Annotated in this window: 21 protein-coding genes; 4 read left to right on the top strand and 17 right to left on the bottom strand. The window is 41.7% G+C overall.

The window, feature by feature from the left end:
* Nucleotides 1-156: 156 nt before the first annotated feature.
* Nucleotides 157-1,632, top strand: coding sequence for a catalase (locus tag NST15_RS04740; protein ID WP_144684746.1), 1,476 nt, complete (start codon nucleotides 157-159; stop codon nucleotides 1,630-1,632).
* Nucleotides 1,633-1,677: 45 nt separating this feature from the next.
* Here the strand turns inward: NST15_RS04740 and NST15_RS04735 are convergent, their stop codons facing one another.
* The gene (locus NST15_RS04735) at nucleotides 1,678-2,061 is read right to left on the bottom strand and encodes a YqzG/YhdC family protein (protein ID WP_041091806.1); all 384 of its coding nucleotides are present in this window, start codon (nucleotides 2,059-2,061) and stop codon (nucleotides 1,678-1,680) included.
* 128 nt (nucleotides 2,062-2,189) lie between these two features.
* On the opposite strand from NST15_RS04735, the gene NST15_RS04730 reads away from it, so the two are divergent.
* Entirely contained in the window at nucleotides 2,190-2,438 is a 249-nt protein-coding gene (locus tag NST15_RS04730; RefSeq protein ID WP_008349000.1) for a YhdB family protein, read from the top strand.
* Nucleotides 2,439-2,625: 187 nt separating this feature from the next.
* Here NST15_RS04730 and NST15_RS04725 read toward each other — a convergent pair whose 3' ends face one another.
* The 11 genes from NST15_RS04725 to NST15_RS04675 all read right to left on the bottom strand — a co-directional run bounded on the left by NST15_RS04725 (nucleotide 2,626) and on the right by NST15_RS04675 (nucleotide 16,145).
* Nucleotides 2,626-3,276, bottom strand: a complete 651-nt coding sequence (locus NST15_RS04725; RefSeq protein ID WP_008349002.1) for a response regulator transcription factor — start codon at nucleotides 3,274-3,276, stop codon at nucleotides 2,626-2,628.
* Nucleotides 3,273-4,418, bottom strand: a complete 1,146-nt coding sequence (locus NST15_RS04720) for a GAF domain-containing sensor histidine kinase (protein ID WP_008349005.1) — start codon at nucleotides 4,416-4,418, stop codon at nucleotides 3,273-3,275. Before NST15_RS04720 ends, NST15_RS04725 begins: the two co-directional genes overlap by 4 nt.
* Nucleotides 4,419-4,569: 151 nt before the next feature.
* Nucleotides 4,570-6,315 carry a phospho-sugar mutase gene (locus NST15_RS04715; protein WP_065460057.1) on the bottom strand — a complete coding sequence of 582 codons (1,746 nt, stop codon included), beginning with the start codon at nucleotides 6,313-6,315 and terminating at the stop codon, nucleotides 4,570-4,572.
* Between the two features lie 144 nt (nucleotides 6,316-6,459).
* Nucleotides 6,460-8,121, bottom strand: coding sequence for a glycerol-3-phosphate dehydrogenase (gene glpD, locus NST15_RS04710; RefSeq protein WP_017360355.1), 1,662 nt, complete (start codon nucleotides 8,119-8,121; stop codon nucleotides 6,460-6,462).
* A gap of 139 nt (nucleotides 8,122-8,260) precedes the next feature.
* Entirely contained in the window at nucleotides 8,261-9,757 is a 1,497-nt protein-coding gene (gene glpK, locus NST15_RS04705) for a glycerol kinase GlpK (protein ID WP_007497075.1), read from the bottom strand.
* A gap of 15 nt (nucleotides 9,758-9,772) precedes the next feature.
* Nucleotides 9,773-10,588, bottom strand: coding sequence for an MIP/aquaporin family protein (locus tag NST15_RS04700; RefSeq protein ID WP_008349011.1), 816 nt, complete (start codon nucleotides 10,586-10,588; stop codon nucleotides 9,773-9,775).
* A gap of 216 nt (nucleotides 10,589-10,804) precedes the next feature.
* Entirely contained in the window at nucleotides 10,805-11,362 is a 558-nt protein-coding gene (locus NST15_RS04695; protein ID WP_008349014.1) for a glycerol-3-phosphate responsive antiterminator, read from the bottom strand.
* Nucleotides 11,363-11,525: 163 nt separating this feature from the next.
* Nucleotides 11,526-12,863 (bottom strand): aspartate aminotransferase family protein, encoded by a 1,338-nt coding sequence (locus tag NST15_RS04690; RefSeq protein ID WP_057079762.1) that lies wholly within the window; start codon nucleotides 12,861-12,863, stop codon nucleotides 11,526-11,528.
* A gap of 241 nt (nucleotides 12,864-13,104) precedes the next feature.
* Entirely contained in the window at nucleotides 13,105-14,697 is a 1,593-nt protein-coding gene (locus tag NST15_RS04685; protein WP_342498907.1) for a PucR family transcriptional regulator ligand-binding domain-containing protein, read from the bottom strand.
* Nucleotides 14,698-14,725: 28 nt separating this feature from the next.
* Nucleotides 14,726-15,643 (bottom strand): AEC family transporter, encoded by a 918-nt coding sequence (locus NST15_RS04680; RefSeq protein WP_342498906.1) that lies wholly within the window; start codon nucleotides 15,641-15,643, stop codon nucleotides 14,726-14,728.
* An 85-nt stretch (nucleotides 15,644-15,728) separates the two neighbouring features.
* Nucleotides 15,729-16,145 (bottom strand): VOC family protein, encoded by a 417-nt coding sequence (locus tag NST15_RS04675; protein WP_008349030.1) that lies wholly within the window; start codon nucleotides 16,143-16,145, stop codon nucleotides 15,729-15,731.
* 166 nt (nucleotides 16,146-16,311) lie between these two features.
* Here NST15_RS04675 and NST15_RS04670 point away from each other — a divergent pair, with 166 nt between their 5' ends.
* Entirely contained in the window at nucleotides 16,312-16,728 is a 417-nt protein-coding gene (locus tag NST15_RS04670; RefSeq protein WP_007497062.1) for a hypothetical protein, read from the top strand.
* A gap of 45 nt (nucleotides 16,729-16,773) precedes the next feature.
* On the opposite strand, the gene NST15_RS04665 is transcribed toward NST15_RS04670, so the two are convergent.
* From NST15_RS04665 to NST15_RS04655, 3 genes are all read right to left on the bottom strand, one after another.
* A complete protein-coding gene (locus NST15_RS04665) occupies nucleotides 16,774-18,312 on the bottom strand; it encodes a bifunctional GNAT family N-acetyltransferase/carbon-nitrogen hydrolase family protein (RefSeq protein ID WP_007497061.1) in 1,539 nt (512 codons plus the stop codon).
* A gap of 14 nt (nucleotides 18,313-18,326) precedes the next feature.
* A complete protein-coding gene (locus NST15_RS04660) occupies nucleotides 18,327-18,992 on the bottom strand; it encodes an HAD family hydrolase (protein ID WP_268357606.1) in 666 nt (221 codons plus the stop codon).
* A 306-nt stretch (nucleotides 18,993-19,298) separates the two neighbouring features.
* Entirely contained in the window at nucleotides 19,299-19,640 is a 342-nt protein-coding gene (locus tag NST15_RS04655; RefSeq protein WP_326848786.1) for a DUF5365 family protein, read from the bottom strand.
* A 108-nt stretch (nucleotides 19,641-19,748) separates the two neighbouring features.
* Here NST15_RS04655 and NST15_RS04650 point away from each other — a divergent pair, with 108 nt between their 5' ends.
* Nucleotides 19,749-20,651 carry an RluA family pseudouridine synthase gene (locus tag NST15_RS04650; RefSeq protein ID WP_079919661.1) on the top strand — a complete coding sequence of 301 codons (903 nt, stop codon included), beginning with the start codon at nucleotides 19,749-19,751 and terminating at the stop codon, nucleotides 20,649-20,651.
* 34 nt (nucleotides 20,652-20,685) lie between these two features.
* Here the strand turns inward: NST15_RS04650 and NST15_RS04645 are convergent, their stop codons facing one another.
* Together NST15_RS04645 and NST15_RS04640 are read right to left on the bottom strand one after the other, a co-directional pair.
* The gene (locus NST15_RS04645; RefSeq protein WP_019743735.1) at nucleotides 20,686-21,252 is read right to left on the bottom strand and encodes a class D sortase; all 567 of its coding nucleotides are present in this window, start codon (nucleotides 21,250-21,252) and stop codon (nucleotides 20,686-20,688) included.
* Between the two features lie 32 nt (nucleotides 21,253-21,284).
* On the bottom strand, nucleotides 21,285-24,191 hold the full coding sequence (locus tag NST15_RS04640) for a 5'-nucleotidase C-terminal domain-containing protein (protein ID WP_019743736.1): 2,907 nt from the start codon (nucleotides 24,189-24,191) through the stop codon (nucleotides 21,285-21,287).
* Nucleotides 24,192-24,244: the final 53 nt, after the last annotated feature.

Raw genomic sequence — 24,244 nt, 5'->3', positions numbered from 1 at the left:
AAAGAATTTATTTCTTTCGTCTTTTTCTTTACCTCCTTGTAATAATAATTTATTTAAAATTATTATAAATAAATATTGACTATCATGTTTGATTCAATATAATTAGGGTATATAGATTGCTAGAAACCATTTTTTGTTTACAGGAGGAGAAAAAGAATGACAAATTCTAATCATAAAAATTTGACAACGAATCAAGGCGTGCCAGTTGGCGATAATCAAAACTCAAGAACTGCTGGTCACAGGGGGCCTTCATTTCTTGATGATTACCATTTGATTGAAAAACTTGCACACTTTGACCGTGAACGTATTCCAGAGCGTGTCGTTCATGCAAGAGGCGCCGGCGCTTATGGTGTATTTGAAGTAGAAAATAGCATGGAGAAACATACAAGAGCAGCCTTCTTAAGTGAAGAAGGAAAACAAACAGACGTTTTTGTCCGTTTCTCAACGGTTATTCACCCTAAAGGTTCGCCTGAAACATTACGTGACCCTCGCGGCTTCGCTGTCAAATTTTATACAGAAGAAGGCAACTATGATCTAGTTGGGAACAACTTGCCGATCTTCTTCATTCGTGATGCACTTAAATTCCCTGACATGGTTCACTCTCTCAAGCCAGATCCTGTAACCAACATTCAAGATCCTGACCGTTATTGGGATTTTATGACGTTAACACCTGAATCTACTCACATGCTCACATGGCTCTTCTCTGACGAAGGTATTCCTGCGAACTACGCTGAAATGCGCGGTTCTGGTGTTCATACGTTTAGATGGGTAAACAAATACGGAGAAACAAAATATGTGAAATACCACTGGAGACCATCAGAAGGCATTCGCAATTTATCGATGGAAGAAGCTGCAGAAATTCAAGCAAACGACTTCCAGCATGCGACAAGAGACTTGTATGATCGTATTGAAAAAGGAAATTATCCAGCATGGGATCTTTACGTTCAGCTTATGCCGCTCAGTGATTATGATGAACTAGATTATGATCCATGTGATCCGACGAAGACGTGGAGCGAGGAAGATTATCCGCTGCAAAAAGTGGGCCGCATGACACTGAACCGCAATCCAGAAAATTTCTTTGCTGAAACAGAACAATCTGCTTTCACGCCAAGTGCTCTAGTACCAGGAATTGAAGCATCTGAAGACAAACTGCTTCAAGGTCGTCTGTTCTCTTATCCTGACACGCAGCGTCACCGCCTAGGTGCAAACTACATGCGCATCCCAGTGAACTGTCCTTATGCGCCTGTTCACAATAACCAACAGGATGGCTTTATGACAACAACTCGTCCAAGCGGTCATATTAACTATGAACCAAACCGTTATGACGATCAGCCAAAAGAAAACCCTCACTACAAAGAAAGTGAACCAGTTCTTCATGGTGACCGTATAGTGAGACAAAAAATTGAAAAACCAAATGATTTCAAACAAGCTGGAGAAAAATATCGAAGCTACTCTGAAGAAGAGAAACAAGCATTGATCAAGAACCTGACAGCTGACTTGAAAGACGTAAATGAAAAAACGAAATTACTTGCGATCTGTAACTTCTATCGTGCAGATGAAGATTACGGACAGCGTTTAGCGGATTCACTCGGTGTGGATATTCGCTCATATCTTCAAGGAAGCATGAAATAAATCTTCTTTTCAGCTGGAGCACCTCTTTTTAAAAGAGGTGCTTTTTTATAGCCGAAATACGTTAATACTAATCAAATGCCCCGTCACCGGATGAAAATAAATTTCTGCATGTGCTGCAAATCTTGTGGAGCCTTCCTTCACGGTCACGCGAAACACATCTTTTGTTTGATCTTCATTCACTTGTGTACGTCCAATGTAATGATAATCGTTTAAAGCGGCGCCTTCATATTCATCTTGCAAGGCAGTATACGCAAGTCTTTCCCAATTCTCTGCCGGCTGCACGGCTGCTTGTGAAGATGGATGAACCATGAGACTGCCGAATAAAATAATTCCTGCTGCAAAAAGCATCCATAATTTCGGGTGCATGATATCAATATTCTCACTTTCATGTCTATTTTGTTTAGGTTTTGCTGGTTGGTTCTTTTTCATACATCAAGCATTTATTCAGCCTATAATTCCCGGTACCCTGTTTATGCAGACACCAACTTTTCCCCTGAAAAAGTCGACCTGATCCGAGCAAACTAATGAGGACTTCTCAAGGGAAAGGAGAAGGTTTAATGAATGTGGCAGATTATGATAAGGCACTTTATTATACGCATCGCTCGCAATGGGATAATTTACTTATTCTTATGGTCCGTACGCAAGATGATTTGCTCTCGAAACGTATTGAGCATTTCTTACATGCGTATCAATTTAACCGGAACGATGCAGATGTTGAAAAATGTTTATATGGACTCCTGCAGTATATCGACCATGCTTCAGAGGCTGCCGTTGCTGAAGCATATGCTGAACCGATGTACACATAAAGGAAAAGGGTGATTTTCTGCCTTTCAGATTGTTGACATAGGGCTAGAATGAACTTTATTTTAGCTCTTTGTTTTCTTTTCAGCCTTTTACTAACCGTCTTTCATAAAAAAGAAAAGACTTCATGAGAAATACTCATGAAGTCTTTTGGAATGTCCACCATTCATATAGACTGTATATGCTCTTCTTTTACAACAGCTCTTTCGGCTGATTTTTTTGATAATCTACCGCATATAGAGCGGCCTGAGTTCGATCTGCCAGCTCTAACTTTGATAACACATGAGACACGTGAGTTTTCACAGTCTTTTCAGAAATAAAAAGCGATGAGGCAATTTCTTTGTTACTTTTCCCTTTTGCGATTTCAAATAAGACATCACGTTCTCTATTGGTCAGTTCGTTCATCAATGCCCATTTCTGCTCTTTAGGTTCAGTTAGATGCTGGACGAGAAACGTCGTAATATGACCGTCTAATTGATACGTACCATTTTGCACCTCAATCATTGTCGTGAGAAGCTTTTCAGGTGCTACATCCTTGAGCTGATAAGCCTTCGCTCCCGCTTGGATAGCAGGGATCACATAGTCCTTATCTGCATAGCTTGTCAGAATGACAATGCGGACATCCGGCATATCCAGCGTCATTTGCTTTGTCGCCTCAATTCCATTCATTACAGGCATAGAGAGATCCATCAAGACAATGTCAGGCTTTGTTTGCCTAACTACCTGCAGTGCCTCTTCCCCATTGGATGCCTCACCGACGATGTCTACATCTGGCTGAGTTTGCAAGAAAAAGACCAGCCCTTTTCTGACAATATGATGATCATCTGCAATAACTACCCTCATGACAATCCCTTCCTTTCTTGAGAAAATGGTACTTTCACATCAATCGTCGTTCCCTTACCTAGCTCAGAATTGATGCAAAATGTACCGCCTGCTCTTCGGATACGATCAGCCATCCCTTTCAGCCCAAATGAAGGAAGACTCATTTGTTCATCATACTGAAATCCCTTTCCCTGATCGATGATTTTCATACCAAACGTATCTCCTGATTGCTCCAGTTTGACCTCTACTTTCTCAACGCCCGCATGCTTTTGGCAGTTATTTAGAGCTTCTTGACATACGCGAAATAAAGTCTCGTGCTTTGAATGATCTATTTCCATACAGCCTGATAAAGACAATGAACAATTTAGACCTAAAAGCTGTGCATACTCTTCAATCGCTGTCGTAAATCCTTTTTCAAGTCCTTTTGGTCTTAACTGCCATATGAGTGAACGCATTTCAATGAGGGCATCTTGTGATAAATGCTGAATAAAATCAATCATTTCCCCTAAATGTTGATCACTTGTCATTTGACGCGCTGCCTTTGCAGTCAAACTCACGGAAAACAGCATTTGATTCACAGAATCGTGTAAATCCTGCGCAAGCCGGTTTCGTTCTTCTAGCAGTGCATGCTGCTGCTCATTTTGCACAAGCTTCATGCGCTGAATAGCCGTACCTATTTGCAGTGCAATACTTTCAAGCAGATTCAGCTCCTCCTGTGTAAATGTGACCTTCCCTTTTGCCGCCACATTTAATAAGCCAAACGTACGCTTACATGCTTGGAGCGGAACGGTTGCATGATGGGTAATTCCTTCTGTATCTCCAAGCTTTTGCTCAATCGCCGTTTCAATCCGTTTACAATTGATGATATTGGTCGCTGATTGCAGTGAGCCTTTCGTGTAGCGGTTGATGCAATAGCAATCGTTTTGACACATGAGCTCTTTTTGATGCTTTGCCAACGCTTCAGGTAAGCATACTTCTGCCATTAGTTCATACGATCCGTCTTCTTCTATAAAATAAATCCATGCTGTTTGAAAGCCTGTCACTTCCATAAGCATATGAAGCACTTCATGAAGCGTTTCCTTCATTTCCATCCCTTCATTTAGCTTTTCAGCAATTTCTTTTAACGTTTTTAATGTTTTGACTTTTTCTTGGTAATCTCCCATCGTGTGTACCCCCGGCTTTTACTACCTCTCTTATCAATATGTTGATTATACCATGAGCATCTGTGCGGCTCTTTCTCAAAAAGGATGATTTTTTCTCATCCTTTTGACTGAGAAAAAGCCATCATGCATGACATGATGGCTTTGTGATGTTTTATTTAGCTGTTTCTTCCACAATGTCATAGACGACTTTCATGACTTCTTCTGATAAGTGTTTCAGCTTTTCTTCGCTGTCTGTTAACGATGTGCCTTTGACTGCAATATAAAATTTGACTTTAGGCTCCGTACCAGAAGGTCGTAAACAAAACCATGAGCCATCTTCAAGGAAATATTTCAGGACGTTTGATGCCGGCAGATGAATCGTTTCTTCTTTCTTTTCAGCCACAAGGTGCCTTTGACTTGATTGATAATCCTCAATGATCGTAATGCGCTGACCAGCGATAGAAGCTGGCGGGTTTGATCTAAAGGTATGAAGAATAGCAGAAATCTGCTCTGCTCCTACTTTCCCCTTTAAGGTTAATGACTTTAACCCTTCTCTGTAAAATCCAAATTCCTTAAAAATATCAACAAGCGCATCGTATAATGACTTCCCTTGTTTCTTATAAAAGGCTGCGACCTCAACTGCTAATAACGCCGCTTGAACTGCATCTTTATCTCGTGCAAAATCACCGATCAAATAGCCGTAGCTTTCTTCATAGCCGAATTGAAACGTGTATTCTCCGCTTTCTTCAAACTGCTTGATTTTTTCTCCGATAAATTTAAAGCCAGTGAGCGTATCAATCGTGTCAGCTCCAAATGCTGAGGCAACAGCACGCCCAAGCTCACTTGTCACAATCGTTTTCATTACAACGGGGCGAGGCGGCAGCTGACCTAGTTTTTGTTTTTCAGATAATAAATAATGCAGCAGTAATGCGCCTGTTTGGTTGCCCGTCAAAACGGTAAATTCACCATCATGATTTTTCACAGCGATACCTAATCGATCTGCATCTGGATCTGTCGCAATCAACATATCAGCATTTTGCTTTTCGCCAAGCTTGATGGCGTATTCAAAAGCGGCATGCTCCTCTGGATTTGGAGACGTAACCGTCGAGAATTGCGGATCTGGTTTCTCCTGTTCAGGTACAACCGTCACATGCTTATAACCAAAGGCCTGAAGTCCGTTTCGGACAGGTTTATTCGCCGTCCCATGAAGCGGGGTAAACACCACTTTAACATCGACTTCTTTTGCAAGCTCAGGGTGCACACGAATGGTTTTTAATTTTTCCATATACGCTTGATCGATTTCTTCACCAATCATGCGGATCAAACCATTTTGCTTCAATACTTCTTCTGATTCCACTGAAATGGCTAATTCATTTTCGATGGCATCTACTTCTTTAATGACTTGATCTGCTTCAAATGGGGGCATTTGGCCTCCATCTTCTCCATAAACTTTATAGCCATTATATTCTGGCGGATTGTGACTTGCTGTCACAACAATCCCTGCAAAGGCATTCAGTTCTCGAACTGCAAAAGAGAGTTCTGGTGTCGGACGCAGTTCGTCAAATACGTATGTTTGAATGCCACTCGAAGCAAGTGTTTTGGCCGCTTCCATCGCAAATTCAGGAGATTTATGGCGTGAATCATAGGCAATGGCGACGCCTCTTTTTTTTGCATCCTCTCCATGTGCTGCAATATACGCAGCAAGACCAGCAGATGCTTTTCGAACAGTGTAAACATTCATTCGGTTCGTTCCAGCACCAATTTCTCCGCGCATTCCTCCAGTACCAAACTCAAGGTTTTTGTAGAAGCAGTCTTCAAGCGCTTGATGATCATCTTGATGTGCCTCCAGCCATTCCCTTAGTTCAGTATCCAGGTGCTTCTCATTGATCCAACGCTCATAATTCGTATTCCAACTCATGGTCGTCCTCCCAGCTCTTATCATCAATAAAATAACATCTACTGTTATTTTATATGGAATTATCCTTCATGTCATGTTATATCATGAACATATGAAAAAACGATGAACAAAATAAAAAAAGCCGATACACGATCGGCTTTTTACTTATTCAGCATCAAGCGGTACGACTGCTTCATGGAATAGTCGGTCTAATTCAGTTTGATGTTTCTGTTTTGTCGCTTCATCCCAGCCAAAACGATCTGCCATATAGTCAACAACAGGCTGTGCATACGTTTTTGCCCAATTGATATTAAATAATAGGCTGCCTGTTCTTCTCAAGAAGAAATCGACAGGTGTTACAGCCAATTCTTCTTCGATCGCATAGACAAGTTCAGCCAACACATATGCGGGAATGTTTCGTTTGTCTGCTTCCCCTTGAAGCTGCTCTACACGCTTGAAGACATTGCTGACGTTTGAGCCATATTTCTCAGCTAATTTTTGTGCAATCGGTTCTGTCAAACCAACGGATGCTCCTTCTGCCGTTTTCGCTTGAACAAAGGATGCCATATTTTTCGAACCGCCTACATGCCCACCTGAAATTGGCATATGTTTCGTTTTACATGGTCCGAAATCTTTTCCAGTTTCCTCTTTCAGTCCATCACGTACAAGATTCACAATGTGTTCAGCCATTTTACGGTAACCTGTTAATTTACCGCCGGCAATCGTAATTAAGCCTGAAGATGATGTCCATACCTCATCTTTACGAGAAATTTCTGAAGGATCTTTTCCTTCTTCATGAATGAGTGGACGAAGACCAGCCCAGTTAGATTCAACGTCTTTCTCTGTAATGTTAAGATCTGGGAACATATATTGAATGGCTTTGATCACGTAATCACGATCTGCTTTTGTCATACGCGGATGTTCCAGCTGTTTTTTGTAAACGGTATCTGTTGTTCCCACGTACGTTTTTCCTTCTCTTGGAATCGCAAAGACCATTCGTTTATCAGGTGTGTCAAAGTAGATTGCTTGTTTTAATGGGAAAACAGATTGATCAAATACTAAGTGAATTCCTTTTGTATGCTGTAAATGTTTCCCCTCTTTTGAGTGGTCCTTGTCTCTTAGCTGATCGACCCATGGACCTGTCGCATTGACGATTTTTTTCGCATATACATCGTATGTTTTCTGTGTTGTGACATCTTCAATGACAACACCGACAACTTTGCCTTTATCATAAATAAATTCTTTTACTTTCGCATAGTTGACCGCTTCTGCCCCGAATTTCACAGCCTCTTTCATGACTTCAATTGTCAGGCGTGCATCATCTGTACGGTATTCAACATAGTAGCCCCCGCCTTTTAAGCCATCCTTTTTCACAAGCGGTTCTTTTGCAAGTGTTTCTTTCGCACTTAGCATACTTCTGCGTTCACTATGCTTAACGCCAGCTAAAAAGTCATATACTCTAAGTCCAATTGAAGTTGAAAACTTACCGAATGTCCCGCCTTTATGCATCGGAAGAAGCATCCATTCTGGCGTTGTCACATGAGGACCGTTTTCGTATACGATGGCACGCTCTTTACCGACCTCTGCGACCATTTTCACCTCAAATTGTTTTAAATAACGAAGTCCACCGTGCACTAGTTTCGTTGAGCGGCTAGACGTACCCGCTGCGAAATCCTGCATTTCCGCAAGACCGACACGCATTCCGCGTGAAGCCGCATCAAGTGCTGTACCAGCGCCTGTAATACCCCCACCAATGATAAACACATCATATGGTTTTTTTGTCATGTCCTGAAGCATTTGTTCTCTTTCTAAGCTAGAAAAAGTCATCTCTTGTTCCTCCCATGTTGTACGGTAAAGAAAAAGAGACCGCAAACACCCAAAGCGTATTTCTACACTTCGGTGCTTGCGGTCTCTCCAGTTCTCCAACCGTTCTATTAACTTACTTGAAGTATACCATACTTTTTGTTTATTTGAAAGCTTGAGCTGCTTTTACAGCCTTTTTCCACCCGCTGTATAACGAGTCACGGCTGTCTTCTTCCATTTTAGGTTCAAAGCGCTTGTCAAGGTTCCATTGTTTTGCAATGTCTGAACGGTCGTTCCAGAAGCCAACTGCTATTCCCGCAAGATAGGCCGCACCGAGTGCCGTCGTTTCATTAATTTCTGGACGTTCTACTGGTACATCGAGCAAATCACTTTGGAAGCCCATTAAGAAATCATTCTTTACAGCCCCGCCATCGACGCGCAATGTTTTAAGTGAGATGTTTGAATCTTTTTCCATCGCATCTAAAACATCTTTCGTTTGATAAGCAAGTGATTCTAACGTTGCACGAACAAAGTGCTCTTTAGAAGTGCCGCGTGTTAAACCGAATACAGCGCCTCGGACATCACTATCCCAATATGGTGTGCCTAAACCAACGAATGCTGGTACGACATATACGCCGTCTGTTGACTCAACGCGCTCAGCATAAGCTTCACTGTCTTTTGAGTCTTTAAACATTCTAAGTCCATCACGCAGCCACTGGATCGCTGAGCCAGCAACGAAAATACTTCCTTCTAAAGCATATTCAACTTTGCCGTCAATGCCCCATGCAATCGTCGTTAACAATCCATGATCCGACTTAATTGCTTTTTCCCCTGTATTCATCAACATGAAACATCCTGTACCATATGTGTTCTTCGCCATTCCTTCTTCAAAGCAAGCCTGGCCGAATAACGCAGACTGCTGATCTCCTGCCGCTCCTGCAATCGGAATATTTTTACCGAAGAAGTGATAGTCTGTTGTTTCACCATAAATGTGTGATGATGGTTTGACGTCTGGCAGCATGGAAGCTGGAACACCTAAGATATCAAGTAGTTCTTCATCCCATTTCAGATCGTAAATATTGAACATTAACGTTCTTGATGCATTTGAATAATCTGTCACGTGTGATTGCCCGCCAGTCATTTTCCAAATGAGCCATGTATCAATTGTGCCAAACAGCAAGTCACCATTTTCTGCTTTCTCACGAGCACCTTCGACATTGTCTAAAATCCATTTCACTTTAGTACCTGAGAAATAAGCATCAATGAGTAGACCCGTTTTATTTCTAAACGTTTCATCGTGTCCTTGCGCTTTTAGCTCATCACATATACCCGATGTTTGTCGTGACTGCCAAACAATTGCATTGTAAACAGGTGCGCCTGTATGTTTATCCCAAACAACAGCTGTCTCACGCTGGTTCGTAATTCCGATACCGGCGATTTGATCTGCTTCAATTCCTGATTCGATTAAAGCAGTTGAAATAACTGATAGAACAGAGCTCCAAATTTCATTTGCATTGTGTTCTACCCAGCCTGGGTTCGGAAAATATTGATTGAATTCCTTCTGAGCTGTATGTGCAATTTTACCTTCTTGATCAAATAAGATCGCTCTTGAGCTTGTTGTCCCTTGATCTAATGCGAGAATATATTTTTCTTTTGCCATGGTGTTTTCCTCCCCTTACATACTTTCATTGACAGCATTTGTCTGGTTTTTCGTAGAAACATAGAGTCCTAACAATACCACAACTAAAATAACGCTTACAATCCAAAAGGCTGGTGTGACGTTCGCTTTAAAGGCTGCATTATAGAAAACACCGCCAAATGCACCGCCCAAAATTGGACCAACAACAGGAACCCAAGCATATTTCCAATTTGATGGACCTTTACCTGGAATCGGCAGAATGGCATGTGCGATTCTTGGACCTAAATCACGTGCAGGGTTAATTGCGTAACCAGTTGTACCACCTAATGAAAGACCAATTGCGACAATTAAGAAACCAACAATCAGCGGATTGACTCCGTCTGCAAATTTATTTGCACCAATCGCTAAAATTCCTACCACCAATACAAATGTACCAATGACTTCACTGAGCACGTTTGCAAAAGTATGCGGAATCGCAGGACCAGTTGAGAATACGCCTAGTTTTGCACCTGGATCGTCTGTCGCTTTCCAGTGTGGTAAGTAATGTAAGAAGACAATAATAGCTCCGAGTAATGCGCCAAGCATTTGACCGACAATATACATTGGAACATCAGCCCAAGGAAAACTTCCTTCTAATGCAAGACCTATTGTCAGCGCCGGGTTTAAATGTGCACCGCTGATTCCTCCAGTGGCATAAGCTGCAATCGCTACTGCAAATCCCCATCCGAAAGCGATTACAATCCAACCGGACTGATAAGCGAGCGATTTCTTTAAACTGACTGCCGCACACACACCGCCTCCGAAAATAATCAGAAGCATTGTACCAACGACTTCACCCCAAAATGGTGTCATGAAAAATTCCTCCTCTGGTTCAGTTGCCATCCCCTATAAATGTGTAGAAAAGATACAGAAAAAAAGACCCACAACAAACATACTTTACATCAGGGTCATTTGTCACCTAGTAAAGCGTCGTTGTGGATCTCCGTTTCTCCATCACATGATATTAACTTAGTGCTATAGTATCAGAGGATGAAAACGTTGTCAATCAATTTTCACATTTTATCTTTTTCATTTTTGGAACGCTTTCCAAAGCTTTGTATTCGATGTGGTGACTGCTGTCGCCCCTGCTGCAAGCGCCCGTTCTACATCTTCTTTTGTTCGGATAAATCCTCCTGCAAATATTGGTATTCCAGCTCTTTCGCGCACTTCTGTAATTAAATCTGGCACGACACCCGGCAATACTTCAATAAAATCTGGACGATGTTTTCCGACAAACTCCATGCTTTTTTCCATCGCACTTGTATCAAGTAAAAACATTCGCTGGATGGCATATACCTTTTTCTGCTTGGCTTTTACTATGACAGAAGACCTAGTAGAAATAATACCAGCTGGTTTCATTTCCTGACAAATAAATTCCGTTCCGTACTCATCATGTTTGATTCCGTGAATGAGATCGACATGGACAAACATTTTTTTATGATGCGCATTCGCCTCATTCATGATGCCCTTAAGCCGCCCTAAGTGAACATCAAGTAAGACCCCATATGTAAATGGACTTTTTAAAAATTCCTCAAATTGCTTCATATTGCGAACAGCAGGTAGAATGGGTTGATCATGAAAACTCATATGCCGTCTCCTTCTCGTGTGTATTGGTTCTATCTTCTCCTTACAGTAATAGAATCGCATGTTTTTTTCAATACACCTAGTGTGCCCATTGACCATTCAGCCTAGCAGATCGATTAAAACCTGATCCTTTCAGGTCATAGAAAAAAGCAGAGAAACCTCTCTGCTATAATTGCGCCATGCTTTCTTTTAAAGTATGGATAATGAATGAGGCGTCTTCATCAGTGATATTTAGCGGTGGTGCTAGCTGTGCCACGTTATTATAGCCAGCCACTGTATCGCCATTTTTCCCGATGATCAATCCCCGCTTTTTACATTCTGCAATCAATTGACCGACTACACTTGGATCAGCTGGCTTTTTTGACGCCTGATCCTGCACAAGCTCAATCCCAAACAGCAGGCCTTTTCCTCTCACATCACCGACAAATGGATGCTCTTTTAACTCTTGCAAACGATCGAGCATGTCTTGGCCAAGCTTGCCTGACCGCTCCACTAATTGCTCGTTTTCCATGATCTCTAGGTTAGCAAGCGCAACCGCACAGGAAGCAGGGTGACCGCCAAATGTATTCACATGCCGTAGCCTGTCATACGTATCTTCTCCTGCATACGCTTCATAAATGTCTCGTTTCACGCACGTTGCAGATAGCGGTAAATATCCACTTGTGATCCCTTTTGCCATGGTGATAATATCTGGTTTTACCTCTTCATGCATAAATCCAAACCGCTTTCCTGTCCGGCCAAAGCCGCATATCACTTCATCCACAATGAGGAGCGCCCCATGATCTTCACAGATTTCTTTCACCTTCTTCAAATATCCTTTTGGCGGCATTAAGATACCGCCTCCTGTAATCATCGGCTCCATGATGACGCCAGCAATGGTCTCACTTAATTCCCACGTCATCGCTTGATCGATTGCATCAGCACTTGCCAAGCTCTCTTGATCTTCAGGATGCCGGTACATATCAGGCGGTGCGACATGGATAAACCCCTGCCCTAACGGTTCATATTTGTACTTACGCTGCGCTTGACCCGTTGCGGCTAGAGCTGCTGCTGTATTGCCATGATACGATCGATATCGGGAAATGAATTTTGTTCGTGTACTCTCTCCCTTTTGCGCATGATATTGTTTGGCTATTTTAAATGCCGCTTCGTTCGCTTCAGAACCACTGTTAGAAAAGAAAATCACATAGTCCCCGCCTAGCCATTCATTGAGCTTCTCAGCCAGCTGAATCGCTGGCACATGGCTTTGTGTCAGTGGGTAGTAAGGCATCGTATTTAATTGCCTATACGCCGCTTCTGCAAGCTCTTTACGTCCATATCCGGCATTTACACACCACAACCCTGACATCCCGTCTAAATAGCGATTTCCATGAATATCTGTCACCCATGCGCCTTCTGCCTCATGAATCACCATACTTTCATTTTCTTTGTTTGTCCCTTTCATATGATGCCAAATGAACTGATCATCTTTCGCCTGAAGATCTTGTGCGTTATGTGTTTTCATCTTCCCACGCCCCCATGTATCCGTTTTCATCATCAAAGAAGCTTAAACCGGTCCTGCATATGACCTCTCCATTCATTATATGGATAAAAAGTGAGGCATATGAAACTGAAACAAGACCGCCCGTGTCGTTACTCTCATTATAAAAAAGGGGCCAGACACATTACATTAGACAGATCGTCAACTGATTGAAAAGAACCATGAGACACTCTACTTGATCCCTTGGCAAATCTAACATATACCGTTAATGGCGATTCCCCTGTAAAAATTCATAAGCAAGGATCGCAAATTCAAGCGCTTGACGTTTTGGCGCTTGCATCATATCCTCACCAAGTAAAGCATGAAGCTTATCCAATCTGTGATAAAGCGTCTGCCTCACAATATAGAGCTGGCTTGCGGTTTCTTTTTTAGAACCGTTTGTCTGTAAAAAGATATTCAGCGTCTGATAGAGCCTGCCGCTATTTTGTTTATCATATAAAATCACCGGCTCCAAATACTCTTTCACCATGCATTCTAATAACCCGCTTTCTTTCATGACAGGCATCAATCGAAGCATATGTAAATCTTGATAAAATGGGCTTTCTACCCGCTGCGGCATCACTTTCTTTAAATGCAGCACTTCTTTCGCTGCTTGAAAACTTTTTCTCATGTACTGAAATTGCTCACAATATGAACCGATTCCATAATTGATGACTGCCTCGCCGGGCTTCTCACGGTCATATAATTGCGTGATGTCGTTTGCCGCTTTTTCTGCACGCTCTTTCCAGTCCTCAACTTTTCTTGTATTCAATAAAATAAATAAGGTTTGTCCTTGATGCTCGTACACAATCAAATGGAAACCAGCTCGCTGAAAAATAGAGCGGCAAGAGACAAGAAAATAAAGATTCCCTGCGATTTCTTCTATTTGGTGGTTTTTTTGAAAGAGCATCACCACACAGCCGGTCGGTTTTTTCAGCCCTTCTGTCTCCTCAAGGTGTTCTATGATCTCTCTTTCTGTATGCTCTTCATGAAACCATTTTTGCAGCCATTCATTCTCTTTTGTCTTCTTCAGCTCTTCTGTATACAGCTCTCTTAATGTTTGCTGGGCAAGGGCATTCGCTCCTTTATCCATCACAAGCAGTTCAAATTCCGAGAGCGTGTTCGATTGATGAATGAGGACGAGGTCTGCAAAGGTTTGTTTGAGTGCAAGGACTTGTTTTTGCGTCACTTCATATCCTTTTGGTAATGAAGCATATTGCAAATAATTCATCACAAGCTCTTCTGTTTGTTTGGAAGAATCACATAAAATAATCGGCTCACCTTGAACAGGGATCAGCAGTAGTATCCCTCTCACGTGCTGATACACTTGATCCAAAATATCCATCTGCGGATGAGGAGTTAGTAAAAGCTCATTCAGCTTTGACGACAAGGCTTCTAAATCTGCCATCATCTGATACTGACGTTCAATCATCATCGTATGGAGATGCTGTGTAATATTGACGAACTTCACTTCTTTTGTAAACAGAATTAGCGGAAAATCACGTTCTTCTGCATAAATAATCAGTTCTTCCGGTACATCAAACCGGAGCGGTACAAATTCAATACATAATCCAGCCGCACCTGAGTCAATCAACTGCCTTAAAAACGCCTGAAAGACTTCCAATTGATCATGGAAGCCTGCGGCCGTCGTTAAGATCAGCTCGCCTCCGTTTAACAAATCCTCTACAGCAGGCACTTCAAGTACATGTACCCATTTTACCTGCCGAAACAATCCCTTTTCCCCAGCTAACACTTTCGCATGCGTAAAATGCTTCGTTTTTAACACATCACTTACTTGAAAATGAACATCTACATTCATTCATAAGTCCCCCTTTGTTTGCCGTCCCCTATCCCAGAGGGTGCATGGATAAAATCCATAATAAAACAGGTAAAGTCACAATACTTAAAATCGTACTGAGAAACGTCGTGCTTGAGACAAACTCAGGTTTCGTTCGAAATTGCACAGCCATCAGCGTTGTATTCGCCGCAGTAGGCATCGCTGCAACTAAAATCATAATTTGTTTCACCAAATCATCTACCGGTAAAATAAGCGTAAAGCCGAATGCGATGAGTGGTGAGATAAACAGCTTCAGCAGCACCGCATAGGAAATATTGCGATAATCCACTTGCTTAAAAGAAATCACTGCGAGCTGCATACCTAAAATTAGCATAATCGTTGGTATCGCTGCATCCCCGACAAGCTGAACACCTGTCATAAGCTCTTTAGGTAATGAAAGGTCAATGAGCTGAAATAATAGACCAAGAAGAGCCCCGTAAGCAACCGGCATACGCAACACTTTTTTTAGAACGACCTTCAAGTCTCCCGCGTCCTCTCCACCTTTTGCTGCATAATACATGCCGATCGTACTCATGACGAGCTGCTGAAGGACCATTAGCACAATCGCAATATCTAAACCAGCTGCTCCAAAAACAAGAAGGACAACAGGCGTGCCGTAATTTCCATTATTCATAAATGCTGATGACAAAATCATGGCACAATACGTTTCATTCGAATACCCGTAAATTCGAGATAAAATGAAGACACATAAAACAAGTGAAAGACAAAGCCCTACGACAAATATAGATAAGTACACATAGTCCATTGATACTTTATTTTGATAAAAGGTTTCAAATGCAAGAAATGGTGACATTAAATATAAAGACATTGATGAAAGCGTATGTATATTAAAACCAATTGTCTTCTGCCCAATATACCCTATAAGGAATATGCCGAACACTGGCATTAAGACAAGTAAAAATTCCATGAAGCACCTACTTTTCTCTAGATGAATTCCTTATTTTTTCTACCCTCTTATCATACCACTGATCATCAATAAAAAAGAAGCACCCTTATGAAAGGTCGCTTCTCTCCTCATCCATATAAAACACTTCCCATAAATGACCATCACGATCCTGAAAGCTCCAGCCATACATGAAATCATGGTCTTGTTTTTCTTTAAACGGTGAACCACCAGCTGCGATCGCACGCTCTACAAGCTCATCAACCTCTTCCCTCGTCTCGACCTGTAAAGAGATAATGACCTCTGCGCCATTTCTGGCATCTACCAATTCCTTCTCTGAAATGGATTGGAAATGCTTAAGTGATAACAGCATGACTGTGATCGTCTCATTCATCACAAAACAAGCAGCATGTTCATTCGTCAGTTCTTGTTGAAAGTCAAACCCCAGCTGTTCAAAGAAAGCCTTTGACTCATTCACATGCTTAACCGGCAAATTGATATACAGATGTTTAGATTGTCGCCCCATATCCCTCTCCCTTTGTAAAACATCATTTCCATTCAGTATATTCGTCTTTTCATTTGGCATCCCTTTGTCGCATGAAAAAATAAGCGGTAAGTCTCATTACCTTTTTTTAACAAAAATGTATAATAAATCTCGTGCACAATACTAAATGAACTAGGAGGTTTTCTTAATGAAAACAATCGCAAAATCTTTGATGCTCTCCACCACTGTCCTTTTATTCGCTTCACCTATTACACAGACAGCTGATGCTGCATCTATTCAAACGAAGCAGGTGACAGCAGAAAGTGATTTTCAGCTTCCTTCAACAACAGACACCATTAAACAAAACATTGAACAATCTTTCCAAAAACAAGAAAAGTGGCTACAAAAATTAGAAGTGATTGCCGGACAAGAAAAACGTGAACAATTTGAACAGTTTTTCAACCAGCATGTAGGACCTGATTTAAAAAATCTTTTAGAAGAGTCTGATCTTACATGGAAACAAGTAGAAAAAACGATTTATCAATCTCTTGTTAAATCAGACGTTCCATTTTTAGCTGCCAAAAGCATTGCCCATTTTGCTACAGTGGCATTAAAGAAAATGTAAACATACAGAAAAGCGCCTCGCATAACTGCGGGGCGCTTGTTTTGGTTATTTCTTATATTCAATATGGTACACGTCTCTTCTTCGGTCTTTTAGCTGACGAACCGTTCCATCTTGACGCTGCCTTCTTAATATTTCTAAGTCGACATCACCGACAACTACCATTTCAATATTCGGGTTGCACTCACCTACAATGCCATCTCTTGCGAATTCAAAATCAGATGGTGCAAAGATGGCTGATTGTGCATATTGGACATCCATGTTTTCTGTTTGCGGAAGGTTTCCGACCGTTCCAGAAATGACCGTATATATCTGATTTTCAACCGCTCTCGCCTGCGCACAGTAACGCACTCGTAAATAACCTTGACGGTCTTCTGTACAGAATGGAGTGAAAATAATTTTCGCTCCTTTGTCAGCTGCAATTCGAGCAAGCTCAGGGAATTCAATATCGTAGCAAATTTGGATCGCAATTTTACCGCAGTCCGTATCAAATACCCGGACTTGGTCACCAGCTGAAATCCCCCACCATTTTCTTTCATTCGGCGTGATATGCAACTTATATTGCTTTTCAATCGTTCCATCACGTCTAAATAAATAGGCGATATTATAGATTTTCCCTTCCTCTTCAACGAAATGAGAACCACCGATGATATTAATGTTGTACTTGACCGAGAGATCTGTAAACAAATTGATGTAGTCCTCAGTATATTCTGTGATCCGCTGCACTGCTAGACTTGGTGATCTCTCTTCTAAATATGACATAAGCTGGGTTGTAAAGATTTCCGGGAAAACGGCAAAGTCAGCTGACGCATCTGATGCCACATCCACGTAATACTCCACTTGATTCATAAACTCTTCAAAGGAATGAATTTGCTTCATTGCATATTGAATGACACAAATTCGAACCGGAAACGCCGATTTATAATATCTTTTCGACTGCGGGCGATAATCGACATTGTTCCATTCCATTAGCGTTGCGTACGTACTGGAAGCTTTATCATCCGGCAAGTAATTCGGATTGATCCGCATCAGGCTAAATTCATTTAACAGCTGAAAAGATAGCACTGGATCATAAATTTGGTGCAGCATGACTTGCTCTACATATTGGCGAGGCGTCATTTCCTCTTGATATTTATGATAATTCGGGATACGTCCGCCAATAATGATGCTTTTTAAATTTAATCTTCTCGCTAAGTCTTTTCTTGCTTCGTATAAACGATGACCGATTTTCATCCGGCGGTACTCAGGACTGACCATTACTTCAATTCCGTACATATTCATCCCATCTGGATTATGGTTTGTGATATATCCATCATCTGTGATGTCCTGCCATGTGTGACGATCATCGTATTCATCAAAGTTAATTAATAAACTTGAACATGAGCCAATAATTTCCCCCTCGAATTCCGCACAGAACTGACCTTCTGGGAAATGTTCAAGGTGGCTTTCAAGGTGCTCTTTTTTCCAAGGGTCCATGCCTGGAAAGCATACCTCTTGCAATGCGATGATTCGGTCGATATCTTCTTCTCTAATATTTCGAATCACCATTCTTTTTTCAAATCGCGTTAAATCTAGTTTTTCTGCCATGATGTATTGCCCCCTTACTGATCCTCTTTTTCAAGCTGATGGAATAGCTGGAGCAATTCGATTTCAGCCATGGATTCTAATCTCACATCATATTCTTCAAACTGCAGTGTGCTCGTCACTTTATTTGGCACGATGACACATTTCATACCCGCTCGTTTGGCAGCGATTGACCCATTCACAGAGTCCTCAAATGCCACGCAATTTTTTGGCTCAACGCCTAAGCATTGTGCGGTTTGCAAATAAAGTTCTGGGTTAGGCTTCACTTCTTCCACATCGTCTGACGTGCGGATACATTCAAAGTAATCGAAAAGTCCAATTTGTTTGAGGTGATCAGACACCCATTTATAATCTGAGCTGGAAGCGAGTCCAATCTTAATTCCAAGCTCCTTTGCCGCTTCTAAATAAGCTTCTACACCAGGTCTTGCTGCTTCGTCCTTCATTCTCTTTTGAAAACGAGAACGCCGGTCCGCTGTAAGCGCCTCATGATCTAATGTCTTCCCTAACTGCTCTTCCAAATATTCAAAAGGCTTAAAACCCGCCTGCGTTCCAATCACATTTCCCCATACAGACAGAGGCAGCTCCGATTCATGCTCAGCAAACATTTCCTGCAGAACCTCATATTCATGTGTTTCTGTATCTAAAATTAATCCATCAAAATCAAATATAATCGCCTTTACCAAAGAGGCCACTCCTTTTTCCGAAAGTCTGAAATATCTTCCATACTGCTATCATATCGTGAATAAAATTGACTTTCAAAGATGAATGTCTGCTAAAATGATTATGTATAAAAGGAGCCTGCATCGTTTGGTCAGGCTCCTGTCATGTTCGATTCTTTCTGCAAGAGATCCAAGCGCTCCGATTCGTGGAGAATAGACATTGTTGAAAAAGAGCGGAATTGGTATTACAGATCTTGAAGGTTTCTCCGTTCCCTTAAAAATAGTATGTGCGACGACCTTGTAAGTTAACAAGGAAGTTCACACCAACTTTTACGCATTTTGAAGGTGACGGCCTGCAAAATCATCTAAATCAAACGGGAAAGAAAAGCCGCACGCATTAACTTGTTCACGGTTGAGTTCAAATAACTCACGATCTCGTTTTGTGATATGACGCTTCGGCTTTAAAATAATGGTATGTAATAACTGAAGACCTGATAAAATACGAAAAGCATCATCCATTGTCCCGTTATACACACCATCAATGAATGTAAGCGGGGGTTGTTTTTCCTGCTCTTCTCCATTTACGGAATGGGATAAAAGATCTTCAATTTCCTTTGATGTTTCTTCAATTTCCTGCTCCTGAAGGTCTGTCGCAGCTTTCATTAATCTCACGTGGCATCTACCTCTCTGTCGTTATTACTCCATTCAGAATAGCACAGAAAAAAAGTCATTCGCTAAGGTAAGTGTTTCCTATATATACCCAAAGAGAGGACGAATATCATGATCATAAAAGGACACACGCTCTCCCTAAAAGTAGGAGAGCAGCAAAATGGCATTTCCTTAAGTCAATTTTTAAAAGACGAAGTGTCTGCCTCTAAACCGATTATCCATTTTTGGATGGAGCACCAAAAAGTCCGTCTCAATCAAAAAACTGCCCACCATGCTGCAAAAGTGAGTACAGGTGATCAGATCATCATTGATTTATTTGAGACGGAAGAAAGTGATGTGACGCCAGAATACGGTGAATTAGAGGTACTCTTTGAAGACGAGCATTTATTAGTTGTCCAAAAGCCTGCTGGAAGACCGACGCATCCAAATGAAAAAGGACAAACAGGTACGCTGGCGAACCTAGTCGCTTTCCATTTTCAAGCAAATGGAGAAGAAAAGCGAGTCAGACATATACATAGGCTGGATCAAGATACAAGCGGCACCGTCATTTTTGCCAAACACAGGTTGGCACATGCTGTACTCGATCAAATGCTTTCAAAAAAAGCGATTAACAGAACGTATCTTGCCATCGCACAAGGACTGTTTAAGAAAAAGAAAGGAACGATCCAAGCTGCCATTGGACGTGATAAACACCATGCCGTCAGAAGGAGAGTTTCTCCTACTGGTCAAAGCGCCAAGACTCATTATGAGGTCTTCCATCTCAATAAACGTTTACAGATGACGGCCGTCAAGCTGCAATTAGAAACAGGCAGAACACATCAAATTCGGGTTCATCTTAGTAGTCTCGGGCATCCTTTAGCTGGCGATACATTATATGGTGGGAAGCGTGACATGATAAACAGATGCGCCCTTCATGCCAAACAAGTAGACATGAACCATCCATTCACAGGTGAAAAGCTGACGATAGAAGCACCGCTCCCACCTGATATGGCTGAATTAATGGACAATATGTAGAAAAAAGAGCCTGATCATACAGGCTCTTTTGACGTTAGACAGATGCTCTTTTCGCATAAATAATGTACCGCTCTGGTGCGTTGCCGACAAAATGAAATGGATAGCAAGTGGTTAACACAAGCTCTTCTTTTTTATTTTGTAAGGTAATAATGGATGTATCATGCTGATCCACAATTTTCGTATGCGTGATTTCATAAACAAACTCACCATACGGTACAGTGATTTTCAGCTGATCCCCAATATCCAGTTCACCAGTCCGGCGGAAGACCGTGTCCCTGTGTCCCGACAAAACGATTTGTCCATTTTGATCAGGATAATAACTGCCTTTATAATGACCGACGCCTTTGGCAAGGTCGTCCGCATCTGTCCCTTCAACAATCGGCAAATCGGCTTTTAATTTCGGAATGGTCAGGATGCCAGAGGCTTTCCCCATTTCAGGTGCAAACTTTTTCTTTGTCATTCCTTGATCAGTTTTTACGACCTTCTTTGCTTCCTCTAACGAATGTGCTGTTTGTAAGTGAGTAGAAGCCATTTGCCAAATTCCCCAGCCAAGCAGCACAATTCCCGCTGACATGACAATCACTGCAAGCCACTTTTTCATGCTTTAACTCCTTCGCCCTTGGTGATGATTCTTTAGCTTGCTGCTGCCTTTTCTTCTTGTTTCGCTTGTTGAATTCGGCCCTCTTTTTGATACACAATAGAAGCTCCCTCGAAGCTCTTTACAAAAGCCACTGTTGCTTCTAAATCTTCTGGGCCTGTCTCCGGATTCTTCCCTAGCCTTCCAATCGGCGCATACTTACTTCCAGTGGCAGTCGCCATGAAATTATTCACTGTGAGTGTATACGTTTTGTCGAAAACAACGGAAGAACCATCAGGCAGTTTTAAGTCGACTACTTTATATGTTAACGGATCGTACGAATAAGAAAAGCCTGAAATACTATAATCTGGTCCAAATTGAGGAGATATTTGAGCTTCAATGATATCAACTAAATCTTTCCCCTTGATGTCCAGCTTCACTAACACATTTCCGAATGGCTGAATATTAAAGAGATCTCCCCAAGTAATCGGTCCTTTTTCGAGATTTTGTCTGATGCCGCCGCCATTCATCATGGCAAAGTCACTTTTCATTGAATATCTCATGCCATCAGCAATAAGGTTGCCAAGTGGTGTATCACCATCATTGGAATAGCCACCTTCCATCTTGACCCCTGCTTCTCCAACAACCTCACTAATAATCGGCTCCACTTCTTTTCCGTAATGAGCTAAAATGTCCGCTGCTTCCTTATCCTTTTCAATACCAGCCTGGTCTACATACTGGATGTTTGCACTCTTTTTGACAATATCTTTTGTTTTCCTGTCAAGTGTGACATTGACTTCTCCAATCGCCTTTCCATATTCAAAGGCTTGGACAATTAATTTTCCATTCACTTCTCCATTGACCACTTCGTGATTATGGCCAGCGAAAATGACATCAATTTCGTCATCACCTTCTTTGGCGAGCCTTGCGCTTTCTCCAGTAATGGTATCACCATTTTGAGAGGCGGTCATATGAGCCAGAACCGCTATCGCTTTAATCCCTTTTTGCTTTAATTCTTTCGTTGCTTCATTGACAGCTTGGACTTCATCAGTAAATTGAATGTCTTTAATTCCTTCTGGCATGACCATACCTGCCGCTGATGTTGTCACAACCCCGATAAAAGCTACAGGAATTCCTTCGACATCCATGATTTCATAGGCTGGTAAAAGTGGTTTGCCAGTATCCTTGTATTCACAGTTTGCACAAACAAGCGGGAAATTCTGCCCATCGTATCCTTTTGTGCCTTTCGGGTGATCTCCACCTTTTAAGATGCGCAATAGTTCATCCACACCTTCATCAAACTCATGGTTGCCAACTGTCCCAACATCAAAGCCGATGTTCTCCATTAGTTCAACGGTTGGTTCATCTTGTAAAAGAGAAGATATTGGCGAGCTTCCGCCTATCATATCTCCTGCATGAACTGTTATCGTATTTTTTTGCGCAGCCTGCTTTTGTTTCATATAAGCCGCCACATAATCCATCCGTCCATACGTTCCTTTACTGCCATCACCTTTTACATCCAGCTCATATTGCTGATCAATTTTACCATGCAAATCATTCATGCTTAAAATGGTTAATGGGACTTCACTGGATGATTCTGACGCCTGATATCCAGCCTGCTCTGCTTCTTCTTTAGAAGCAAAAAAGATACGTTTATCCACATCGATCTCATTCCAGCTGTCAGGTGATACGTAGGTTTTTGCAGATGAATCACCCACATAACGTGTGAGCCCTTTTTTCTGCTCGCGTGCTCTAAATTCAAACGGCTGTTCTAGCAGAGGATCTTCTTCATTCCAAATACCAAGCCCTTTTTCCTTGGCATCTTTCACTGCTTGCTGGAACATCAGATACTCTTTTTCATCTCCAACAGGCCAAATGAAATAAGTAGGGGCATATCCTTTTTTCACAAGCTCTAGGTTCGTATTCAGCCCTTTTTTGGTTTTGACTTGAGCTAAAAGACGTCCATATCCATCCTTTGCTTCCGGGCCAATCTTTAATGTGACTCGATCACCACTTGAAAGAAGGGTTTTTAAATAATCCGTCGCTTTTTGTCCAAAACGCAGCTGGTTTTGATCTAATTCATTTTTTGGCTTGTGGTAGGTTTCTGGTGTGTCTATATTCACGAAGCGTACCTTTGTTGTGCCGAGCACAGGCTTCTTCAAATGAATAGTATCTCCATCCACAACACGATCTACCGTTGCCTCATATTCTTTTTTGATTTTTGGCGGCTTTGGCTGGTGCTTCAGCAATTTGACATCGGTTTTGTGTCTTGGAAGTACTTGCAGCGTATCATATCTGCTTAAAACGCCAGTAAACTCATACCATTTTCCGGTCTTCACTTGATCAATGGCACCCGTATCAACCATGACTCTAAGGACTGTGCTATGATATTTTTTATCGATGATGGCCACATTGTATCCACCGCCAGCCGGCTGATCTGGCGCCTGTTCTACATATCCTTTTACCTTCACTAATCTTCCTTCATATTTGCCTGCCTGATCCGATTCCAATTGTTTAATGGAAACTTTCTTTGGCGAAGGCAATGGTTGATTCACAGCATCAATCTTCAGATGGTCTTGATCTGGCACAATTTCAACGAGCCCTTTATAAGTCGTGATCTTGCCTGTCACCGTGACCTTCATGCCAGCTTTTAGTTCTGGGAAGTTTTTAGGCTGCGCAGAATAAATATTGAGACCAGCTGTTTTGTCTTGAATATATGTTGATAGTTTCCCATTCCCTATAGCGGATTGATCTGCTGTTACGATACCGCTCACCGTCACCGTTTCTCCTATCAGTTTGCGAGCTTTTTTTATGTTCATCGGCTTTGTTTGTTTCCACAAAGTGTCCTTCTTCTCAGAAACACTAAACGGCTCAGCTGTCATGATACTAGGCAGTAAAGATTGCAGGCTAAATATCACCAAAATCAAACAACAGACCATTCGAATGGATTGTATACGTTTCATTAGATTTCTCCCCTTTGAACTTCATCTCTTCTAGTGTACAAAGCAAATATTGA

The organism is Bacillus sp. FSL R5-0820, assembly GCF_038593385.1.
Lineage (GTDB): Bacteria > Bacillota > Bacilli > Bacillales > Bacillaceae > Bacillus > Bacillus altitudinis.
Note: the sequence above shows the minus strand (reverse complement) of the source record. Positions and strands in the feature narration are given on the sequence as shown.